The sequence below is a fragment of the Mycobacterium sp. ENV421 genome, from assembly GCF_002887815.1.
Taxonomy (GTDB): domain Bacteria; phylum Actinomycetota; class Actinomycetes; order Mycobacteriales; family Mycobacteriaceae; genus Mycobacterium.
The window spans coordinates 1-7,331 of the sequence record NZ_PDHO01000072.1 but is presented as its reverse complement, the minus strand read 5'-3'; the positions used below and the strand labels follow the sequence as shown (position 1 = coordinate 7,331).

Annotated in this window: 4 protein-coding genes and 2 pseudogenes; 1 reads left to right on the top strand and 5 read right to left on the bottom strand. The window is 66.0% G+C overall.

Annotation, left to right across the window (positions count from 1 at the left end):
- Positions 1–301: 301 nt before the first annotated feature.
- The 3 genes from CRM90_RS29095 to CRM90_RS29085 form a co-directional block, all read right to left on the bottom strand.
- A complete protein-coding gene (locus CRM90_RS29095) occupies positions 302–1,051 on the bottom strand; it encodes a sensor domain-containing protein (RefSeq protein ID WP_102810331.1) in 750 nt (249 codons plus the stop codon).
- Positions 1,048–2,538, bottom strand: a complete 1,491-nt coding sequence (locus tag CRM90_RS29090; protein ID WP_199190103.1) for a neutral zinc metallopeptidase — start codon at positions 2,536–2,538, stop codon at positions 1,048–1,050. Before CRM90_RS29090 ends, CRM90_RS29095 begins: the two co-directional genes overlap by 4 nt.
- Before the next feature lie 113 nt (positions 2,539–2,651).
- Positions 2,652–3,353 (bottom strand): sensor domain-containing protein, encoded by a 702-nt coding sequence (locus tag CRM90_RS29085; RefSeq protein ID WP_233209581.1) that lies wholly within the window; start codon positions 3,351–3,353, stop codon positions 2,652–2,654.
- A 360-nt stretch (positions 3,354–3,713) separates the two neighbouring features.
- Here CRM90_RS29085 and CRM90_RS29080 point away from each other — a divergent pair, with 360 nt between their 5' ends.
- Complete coding sequence (locus CRM90_RS29080; RefSeq protein ID WP_233209580.1) at positions 3,714–4,880, top strand: FHA domain-containing protein; 1,167 nt, start codon at positions 3,714–3,716, stop codon at positions 4,878–4,880.
- Positions 4,881–6,163: 1,283 nt separating this feature from the next.
- Here the strand turns inward: CRM90_RS29080 and CRM90_RS31175 are convergent.
- Positions 6,164–6,619, bottom strand: a pseudogene (locus tag CRM90_RS31175) (serine/threonine-protein kinase); the annotation flags it as partial.
- Positions 6,620–6,640: 21 nt separating this feature from the next.
- Positions 6,641–7,294, bottom strand: a pseudogene (locus CRM90_RS29070) (transposase); the annotation flags it as partial.
- Positions 7,295–7,331 lie beyond the last annotated feature (37 nt).

The window sequence follows — 7,331 nt, the reverse complement described above, 5'->3', positions numbered from 1 at the left end:
GCCAACCAGGGCGGGGAGTGGGTCGGGGTCTACTCAGAACGCCCACGCAGGCCAGGCGAGATACCCGCTGCCAGTCCCGCGACCACGGCGAAAGCCTAGCGTACATGCGCCCTGGTCATCGCCTTCTTCTGACGCATCACTCGATATGGGTAGCTCAGACCCAGCTGACGCGGACTGCTCGGTGAGGGTGGGTTGTGGCGTCGACGCGACGACATCGCCGAGGATGTTTGATGCGTAAATGCCAAGGGAGTAAACAAAATTCGTTCGCGTATCTCCCCGACGGCAGCGACATAGGTGCGGCTCAGTCCGTGATCTTGGCCAAGATGGCGTTGGTGATCTGCACTGGGCGGTCGGCGATGTCGTAGGAGCACATCAGTCCGTCGACCACTGCGTTGGACTTGGCCGCCATGAAGCGCGCGCACGCCCATCTCTTGCTGTCGTCGGGCCGGCGCACCATCGTCGTCACGGCGCCAGTCTGAACAACATCGCCAATCGTCCATTTCGGGGGCGTCAATCCGTCGCTGCGGGTCTCAGTCACCTGCCGACCGGTGCAGGCTCGCCACTGGTCGGTGATGCGTTGAGCAGCCGTAGCAGCGGCGGCACGATCAGGGAAGAGCACAATCATCTGCGCGACGGCGTGGGCCCCCTTGGGGCCGGGGTCCTTGTAGGTTTGTCCGTAGGCGTCGGTGGCGTTGAGTCCCGCATAGGTGCTGGCCTCCCCGTACACCATCGAACTCAGGCACTCCGGCGGGGTGTAGTGGCTGGTGGCGTCGAGCTCCCAGAGTTTGGTGTCCACAGCGCCGGTCTGCAGCGCAGGTGAGCCGATGAGGGTTTGCATGGTCGGCAGATCGATGAGCAGGTGCGGTAACGCTGCGGCGGTGACCAGGGGAGTAGGGGGCCGGGTTGGTTCGGCTGGTTTGGAAACGGGCTCCTTGAGGTTCGCGGTTCCGGGAACTGTTGTCGCGCAGCCGGTTACGGTGATCGCAGCCAAGCAGACGACGGCGGCGGCCGCGGAGGCGACGAGACGCCGGAAAGGTGGGGACGTGGTCATGGCAGATACCTTTGATAGCAGCTATCAGCGGTGGAATTGAGCAGCCCGGAGCGGAACGCCGCGATCCGGGTGAAGCCGGCGGGCACGGTGTCGTTGTTGACGTCGCTGGCGACGAGCCCGTTCGTGAGGAGCCCGGCGACCGCTTCGTCGAGGTCACCGGCGGTGAGTTGGAGTTGTTTACCGGATGCGACGTCGATGCGCTTGGCCATGGTGCGTTGCGCGAACCCGGTCAGGCAGGCCGTTCGTAGCGCTGTGGTCGCCGAGTCAAGGGGCAGGCCTCGCTCGCGCTGCATGGCCAGCAGGTATCGAGAAGTGACGACTGACAGCGCGGTGTTATCACCTTGGAGGAGAACGTGATTGGACTCATCGGACGGTGTTCCCATGTTCTGGAGGACTCCGAGGTTGACGACGACGGTGTTGGCCGACGGGCAGTACCAGGCAGGTGTGTCAGCGTCGGGGTGTGATGGGCAGCTGACGCGAGAGGCGTCGAGGGCCAGGGTGGGCGGCTGGTCGGGGGAGAAGATCTTGCCGAGGATCTCCACCAAGGTGTTCAGTGTCTCCTCGGTGATGGTGACTTGCCCGGACTGCAGTGTCCCGCTCGATTCGGCTTGCAGAACGAGCGGGAGATCGCCGCGGCGGCGGGTGATTTCGTCCATGGAGATGGTGGCGCACGCGCCGGGGCCCGCGCTGAAGCCTTTTTGGACGGCGCTGACCCGATCCAATGCGGTGCCGTGTCCGTCCTCGAGAAGTCTCATCCGCCGCGGCGTGATGACTGGATCGCGGATGGTGATCGCGCCGGCGAGGACGTGATTGAGGCCGTCGCCGGTGCTGAGCGTGAACCGCGGTGATCGGCCCTCGGCGACCCAGCGTAGGTAGCTGCCGGCGAAGCAGTCGGCTTGCTGTTCGGCAACCAGGGTGGGGGTGTCGCGCTCGATGAGGTCGGCCATGTCCTGGATGGCGTGGCCGTATTCGTGGGCGAACAGCCCCGCGACCGCGGTCTGGCCGAAGTACTTCTCGGTGATCGGCACCATGACCCCGCGATCCCAGGCGATCAGGTCATCGCGTGGGCAGAAGAATGCGTTGACCTCGTCGTAGGTGGTTTCGCCGCACAGCACCGGGCTGGCGGGGTCGGTGGAGTCGTAGGACACCAGGGTGTCGACCGGAGTGAACGTGCCCTGCAGGCTGTGCGGGTAGGCCTGGTGCCAGTAGTCGGTGATGTCGTCGATGCTCACGGCGGCCAGCCGGTCGACCTGCCCGTTGTCGCTGCCCCGCACCGACCCTGAGGGCGCCGGTGCGTTGTCGCGCATGCCGCTGGCCCCGTCCTCGGCGACCAGACCCGCGACCCGGAACGGCTGGTCCGGCCCGGATAGCAGGGCTCCCGGGACGCTGGCCGCACAACTTGAGGCGGTCAGGGTAGCCGCCAGTGCTGCCGCCGCACACACACCGCTGCGTGTGCGTGCCCACACCGAGCTTGCTGGAGTGCTCACGATGCGTTGAACCCCTCGTTCGGCAGTGTTGCTGGCGGCCTGGTCATTGTGGCACCTCAGCGTCCTCGGGTGCGCGCTGTTGGCGACAGTGCGGCGTTGCAGCTGATCGGGCGTCATGCCGGAACTTGACTGGTGATCATCTGGATAGCCTGGGATGCTTGGCCTTTGGGGTTGCGTCCACACACCAGGACGTCAATGGCGATGTTGCTGGTGGTGGAGGCATGGCCCCGTTCGCAGCCCCAGTCGGCTCCAGCCACGTCTTGCGACATGATCATCATGGTTCGCTCGGGGTTGGAATCGGCAGTGCCGAACCGCCAGGTTTGTGTGGCAGTCGGATTATCCGCAGGGGTGTAGGTAATCGCGCGGGTGGCGCACTGGCGCCATTCGCGGGCGATGCGGCTCTCGTAGCGGCGCCTCGACCCCTCGTCCGCGAACCCGATGACCGCCTGGGTGAGGGTGTGGTCAGGGTGAGCGCCCGAATCGCTGGCCGTGCCGACCGCCACGCCCGTATAGGCGTCGCCGGTGTAGGAGGCGGCCTCGCCCGGGCCCCAAGGGCTGGCGCAGTGCGGGTCGCTGATGTCCTTGGCGGTGTTGAGGAAACCGGCTGACGGGCCGCGGACCTGCATCGCTGTCCTCGAACCGGTGATCGCGGCCACCTGCTCGGCCGACAGCAGTGAGGCCGCCAGATCCGCCGACGAGAACGGTCCCACCGTGGATGCGGAACCAGTGGGGGTCTGCGACCCATCGGTGAAGGCCGCCACACCCCCCCATACGGCGGCCTGAGCAACCGGCGTACCTGCCGCGACAGCGAACATCACGGCGGCGCTCGCAAGCGTCCCGATGGCCGCTAGCCGCCGAGGTACATCATGCACCGCCCCGGCTCCGACGGAGCGAAGGTGCTTTAGTTTCAAATAAAGCAGCATGGTTGACAGGTTAACGCCACCCGGCGCTCAACTGCAACAGTGCGAGTTAAAGCATCATGCCGGCTCGGGGCTCGCCGCATCGACGGACCCGTCACCGCAAAGAAGGCGTGATCAACGCCGCAATGTGCACAAAGGCTGGACGTCGTGAGGGTTCTGGCAGTGCAGCGTGAGGAACTCGCCACCCAAGTTCGCCCGTCTGAGCTCCCCGCCGCCGCTAGCATGCAATACTTGTTTCTAGTGCACCGTGTGGGTGTGGATGCGGTGACGCGCCGCAGGTTTTGGATGATGGGAGTGCGTCTGGTGGATCACACGCCGACGTTGATCGTGCGAGTCGGTGCACAGACCCGTGTGGTGAACCCTGCCGATGGGCCGATCGTGCTGGGTCGCGACAGCGGGGCCGCGATTTATGTCCCTGACGAGGGAATCTCGCGTCGACATGTTCGCCTGGAGCCACATCCCGGTGGCTGGTTGGCGGTCGACACCAGCACCAACGGGATCTACGTCAGTGGTCGCAGGCGCAGCTCGGTGCCGATTGCCGATGGTCTGCGATTGCATCTCGGTCACCCCACCGAGGGCATTGTCGTCGTGTTCGAGCATGCCCGTGATGGGCACACGGAGCTGGCCCCGGTGACCGCAGGGCCCGTCAGGGTCGCCGACCCAGCAGCTCAGGTTCCCGCCGCTCCTGCCGCAGCCGATGACGAGGACCTCAACGAGGACCTTTCCGGGGACATCGACCCCGCCATCGCCCATGTGGGGGCGGCCGTGGCGGCACGCCGAGCTGAGCTTGACCTCACTCAACGTGGCCTGGCGCGCGACGGGATCGTGGCGGGAGCCACCCTGATCGCGCTGGAGAAAGGTCGTCGCTGGCCGCGTGATGCGACGTTGGGCAAGCTGGAAGGTGCCTTGGGATGGGGGTCCGGCACGCTCAATCAGTTGCGTGAGGACGCTGCCGCGGCACTGTCGGATGCGGTGCCGGCCGCCACCCTCGCCGACGTCATCGACCTTGCCTTGGCGACCTTGTCCGCCCGCATCGGTGACCTTCCTGAGCCCTCCAGTCCGGACTACACACCCCGGGCGACCTCGATTCTGACCGAGTTGCACAAGCTTGAGATCACGACCGCCGGCGCCGCGCGGAACGCCAGAGGGTCGGCAGCCCTCGCCGTAGCTCTGGGTGCCGTTCGGGCCCGCTACAACGACCTCATGCTGGCTGCCGCACAAGCGCCCAACGCCACAGTCGGACAACGGCTGTACGCCGCGCGTCGTGCTCTCGGTTTGAGTGCAGAGGAGGCGGCCAACGCCGCTGGTATCGCGACCGTCGAGCTGTTGGCGGCTGAGGCCGGCGAACACCTCGGTACACGTCCCACCGCCGCCCTCGAAGCGCTCCTCGACCAGCTTGCGCCCGCCGTGCCTACCGCCTGAGGCTCCACGCGTTGTGATGCCACGAAGGGCTGGCTACCGAGAGCGCCTGGGCCCACCGTGCCGCACGCCGGACTGGGCCGGTGTCAGCACTGCGCAGCGCGGTCAGCGCATCAGTTCATCGGGGTGGGTACCCACACCGGCGGGTCTACACCGACATTGACCTTTTTCCCGGCCAGGGCGATGGTGATCCAGTAGTCCTTCCATACGCCGGTACCGTTGGCTTTCTGGGCATCGGCTGACCACTGCATCTGACAGTCGGTGACCGTCACGATCATCGTGGCCGGATCGAGGCTGTACGTGGCACCGTCCACCGACCGCAGCGTCGTCAACTTCACGGTGTTCGTGTCGATTCCTGCCGAGCTGGTGCCGGGCTGGTCGGGCTTTTTGCACGATCCGGTTGGGCAGCAGTCAGGTGGGTAAGGCCCGCCCTGGAAGCAGTACCGCGAACGAGCCTCCACGACGTCGAGGACCGCTTGTCGGCCAGTGTCATTGAGACTGATGGTCGGAACAATCGGTGCTGGCGCGGTGCCGCCCAGGTCTTCCAGCAGTACCGGCTTGACCTGCGCGGTCACGTCGACGAATTTGTTGGCTGAATCGACCGGGGGCGAACCAGGGAACAGTGTGAGTACGGGGCGGCCGAAGCTTGGCAGCCCGCCGATGCCGACCGCCTTCATACCCTCATTCGGCCCACTGCCGGGGGCTCCCAACGGGACCTGGACGGTGATGGCATCAAGTTTCCACGTGCCGTCGGAGTGTCGTACTGTCACATCTGCCTGGGACGGCTGGGAGCCGAATGTGGCTGCTAGATGTAGCCTTTCGGTGGTGGGGACCTCAGTGCCCACCGGGTCGAGGTTGGTGACCGAGATGTTGGTGACGGGCAGCGAAGCAAGCCCGGCCTTCAACACTGCATCTGTCAGTAGGTGGGTGTCGGCCGGTGGCGAGGCACTCAGCGACAGGGCGGTGGCTGCATCCCCGGCCGCTAGGGCCCGCAAGTACCGCTCGCCGGCCTCCCGCGCCGCCTGATGTTCAGCGGCGATGCGTTGGTTCTTGTTGTGGGCGCTCACCGCCCTGACCCCGATGATGGAAGCGACCGCCGCGAGCACCGCGACGACAGCGGCGATCACCAGCAGGCGTCGACGCCGACGCCCGGCAGGCCCGGCTGCTACCGGGGCAGCCCAACTGTGCGCGAAGTCGGGCGGTGGCACCGCCGGTGGGGGTGTCCAGGACGGTGAGTGGTCAGCAGCCCAGGGTTGGCCGGTGGGGTGTTGGGTGGGGGTGGCTGCGGCGGTGGGGTCGGCGGTCATGTCGGCGATCTGGGTGGTGAGTGCGGTGGCGAAGTCGGCGCAGCGGGGGTAGCGCTGGTGTGGGTTTTTGGACAGTGCGCGGGCCAGGATGGGGTCCAGGGCGGCCAGGTCGGGGCGGGTGTGTCCGGGTAGTGGGGGAGGGCTGCTGAGGTGGGCGCTGATGACGGCGACGGGGTTGGAGTGGTCGAAGAGTTTGGTGCCGGTCAGCAGGTGGTAGGCGGTGGCTGCCAACGCGTATTGGTCGGCGCGGCCGTCGATTTCGTCGCCGCGCAGTTGTTCTGGGGCGGAGTAGGCGACGGTTCCCACGGTCATGTTGGTCATGGTCAGGCCGCTGATGTCGTTGAGGTTTCGGGCGATGCCGAAGTCGGTCAACAACACTCGTGGCGGTGAGCCGTCGGTGGGGGTGGTGATCATGATGTTGGCGGGTTTGATGTCCGACAGACCCAGGGCGATTCACTCTTTCGTGGTACGTCCTTCTGCGCGACGTCGTTCGACGTAGGCCTTGGTGTCGGGGTCGTGGGTCATCCGGGTGACGACGGCCATGTGCAGTGCACGGTTGAGCCGCCTGTCGCCGCCGCGGTTGAGTCGGCGGCGCACGGTGTTTCCCGAGGAGGCGGGGATCGGGTTGACGCCGGCCAAAGCGGCGAACGCGGCCTCGGAACGAACCCGGCCGGCGTGCGACCAGGCGGTGTAGACGACCGCGACGGTGACTGGGCCTATGCCGGTTTTATCCAGCAGTACAGAGGCCTTGCTGGCGTGGATGAGATCGGTCATCTGCGTGTGGTTGGCCGCGAGTTGCTCGTTGAGATCAACCACGCGCTTGGCCAGCCGTACTGCCTCGGCGCGTGCAGTGACGGTGACAAGGTCTTCAACTCGGGTGCGCCAGCGGGCGACCTCACCAATCTGGCTGGCGGTCAACGGCTTACGTGCGTCAACACCGAGGGTAGCCACACGCAACAACGCAGTGAGAGCGTTGACAGTCGCAGTGCGTTCGGTCGTCATGTGCTCACGTGCCGTGACAAGAATTCGCAACGCAGCCCGGATACCTTCATCACTTCGGGGACGGCGCAGCTGTTCAGGCTCGAGGGACAAGGTCGTGTCCGGGATCCGGTGTAAATGGGGAGCACGGGCGTAGGTTCCGCTTCAC

Coding starts and splice junctions, on each gene's coding strand:
- CRM90_RS29085 (WP_233209581.1), bottom strand. CDS start 3,353: ATGTTCGCTGTCGCGGCAGGTACGCCGGTTGCTCAGGCCGCCGTATGG.
- CRM90_RS29095 (WP_102810331.1), bottom strand. CDS start 1,051: ATGACCACGTCCCCACCTTTCCGGCGTCTCGTCGCCTCCGCGGCCGCC.